Genomic DNA, 2,537 nt, shown 5'->3' on the forward strand with positions numbered 1-2,537 from the left:
AAGATCAACCCGCTGCACGTCTGGGACCGCAACGACCCGATGTTCGCCGAGGCGCGGGCGCGGGCCGAGGCGGACGGGATCGACCTGGAGAACGCCGCCGACGTGATCCGCGACGGCAACAAGGTGCGGATCTACATGTACTCGGTCGCGCCGGCCTTCAGCATGACCGAGTTCCGCGTGCAGGAAGGTGACGAGGTGACGATCACCATCACCAACCTCGACGAGGTCGAGGACGTGAGCCACGGCTTCTGCATCACCAACTACGGCATCAACTTCGAGGTCAGCCCGAAGCAGACGGCGTCGGTGACCTTCACGGCCGGGCGGCCCGGCGTCTACTGGTACTACTGCCCGTGGTTCTGCCACGCGCTCCACATGGAGATGAAGGGCCGCATGATCGTCGAGCCGCGGGCAACCTGATGCGGACGATGCGACACATCTGTGTCCTGGTGCTGGCGCTTTACGCCGGCACCGCCTTCGCGGCCGAGCGGTCGGTTGCGCCGGGCGAACCGGTGCAGCCGATCCTCGACTCGGCCGCCGAGGGTGACGTGATCCGGCTGGAGCCGGGCGTCCACGCCGGGCCGCTGACCATCGCAACACCCCTGGCGCTGCACGGCGCCGACGGTGCCGTGGTCGAGGGCACGGGCGAGGGCAGCGTCATCACCGTCACGGCACCCGACGCGGTGGTGCGCGGGCTGACGGTGCGCGGCTCGGGCACCGTTCTGGCGGAAGAGGATTCCGGCATCTTCGTCGAGCAGACGGCCGAGCGCGCGCTGATCGAGGACAACGTGGTCGAGGGCAACCTCTTCGGAATCTACCTGATGGGGCCGCCCGACGCGGTCGCGCGGGGCAACACCGTCATCGGACGGGACGACCGGCGCTTCTCCGAACTCGGCAGCGGCATCTCGGTCTGGAACGCCCCCGGCGCGGTGGTCGAGGACAACGACATCAGCCTGGGCCGCGACGGCATCTTCGTGAACACCAGCAAGAACAACGCCTTCCGAAACAACCGCATCCGCAACGTGCGCTTCGCGATCCATTACATGTATGCCAACGACAGCGAGGTCACCGGTAACCTGTCGGTCGGCAACACGGTCGGCTACGCGATCATGTTCTCGCACCGCCTGAAGGTCAGCGGCAACGTCTCGGAAGGGGACGAGGATCACGGGTTCCTCTTCAACTACGCCAATTATTCGCAGGTCGAGGGCAACACCGTCCGCGAGGGTGGCGAGAAGTGCGTGTTCATCTACAATGCCAACTTCAACGAGTTCCGCCGCAACCGCTTCGAGGGTTGCGGTATCGGCATCCACTTCACCGCCGGGTCCGAGCAGAACACGCTGTCGGGCAACGCCTTCATCGGCAACCGCAGCCAGGTGAAGTACGTGGGCACCCGGCACCTCGACTGGTCCGAGGAGGGGCAGGGCAACTACTGGAGCGACAACGCCGCCTTCGATCTGGACGGCGACGGCATCGCAGACCAGCCCTACCGCCCGAACGATGTCATCGACCAGGTGCTGTGGCGCAACCCGATGGCCAAGGTGCTGGTCACCAGCCCGGCCGTCCAGACGATCCGCTGGGCGCAGTCGCAGCTGCCCGCGCTGCAGCCCGGCGGCGTCATCGACAGCGCGCCGCTGATGCAACCTCTGACGGAGCCCGCAGATGGCTGACCCCACCGTCGCCCTCTCGGGCGTTACCCGGCGCTTCGGGCGCCACACCGCGGTCGAGGACGTGACGTTCTCGCTCGCGCCCGGACAGACCGTGGCCCTTGTCGGGCACAACGGCGCCGGCAAGACTACGTTGATGAAGCTGATGCTGGGCCTGATCCGGCCAAGCGCCGGAACGCTGGCGGTCCTCGGACAGGACCCCGGCCGCAGCTTCGGCGCGCGGCGCGAGATCGGTTTCCTGCCCGAGAACGTGGCCTTCAACCCGTCGCTAACCGCGTACGAGCTGCTGAAGTTCTACGCGCGCCTCAAGGGCGTGCGCGGCGATCTGCGCGACGTGCTGGCGCAGGTTGGTCTGGCCGACGCGGCCGACCGGCGCGTGGGCACCTATTCCAAGGGCATGCGCCAGCGGCTCGGCCTTGCACAGGCGCTGCTGGGCGAGCCCCGCCTTCTGCTTCTGGACGAGCCCACCACCGGCCTCGACCCGTCGCTGAGACTCAGCTTCTACGAGACGGTCCAGACCCTGCGCGGTCGCGGCGCCACGGTGCTGCTGTCGTCCCACGCGCTGGGAGAGCTGGAACAGCGGGCCGAACGGGTGCTGATCATGCATCGCGGGAAACTGCTGGCAGACGGAACAATTGCCGAGCTTCGGCGGCTTGCGGAACTGCCGGTGCGCATGCGCCTGCGCGTGAACGGCGGCTGGCCCGAGGTCGAGGCGGCGCTGCCGCCCGACACGCAGGTGTCGCGCGGGGCGGATGCAATCGACCTGACCTGTTCGGAGACGCGCAAGATGGAGGTCATCCGCAGCCTGGCAGCCGCCGGGCCTGCGGTCGAGGACATGGAAATCACGCCGCCGTCGCTCGACGATCTCTACGCGCA

The 2,537-nt window shown here is 67.7% G+C and carries 3 protein-coding genes; all 3 read left to right on the forward strand.

Annotated features, from left to right (window positions below; genetic code table 11):
• A partial coding sequence (locus BLW27_RS20455) for a cupredoxin domain-containing protein (RefSeq protein WP_177178030.1) occupies window positions 1-417 on the forward strand: 417 nt, incomplete at its 5' end.
• Complete coding sequence (locus tag BLW27_RS20460; protein ID WP_089886579.1) at window positions 417-1,664, forward strand: nitrous oxide reductase family maturation protein NosD; 1,248 nt, start codon at window positions 417-419, stop codon at window positions 1,662-1,664. The genes BLW27_RS20455 and BLW27_RS20460, both read left to right, overlap by 1 nt.
• A partial coding sequence (locus tag BLW27_RS20465; protein ID WP_089886580.1) for an ABC transporter ATP-binding protein occupies window positions 1,657-2,537 on the forward strand: 881 nt, incomplete at its 3' end. The genes BLW27_RS20460 and BLW27_RS20465, both read left to right, overlap by 8 nt.

The organism is Citreimonas salinaria (assembly GCF_900107235.1).
In the GTDB taxonomy this organism is placed as follows: Bacteria; Pseudomonadota; Alphaproteobacteria; order Rhodobacterales; family Rhodobacteraceae; genus Citreimonas; species Citreimonas salinaria.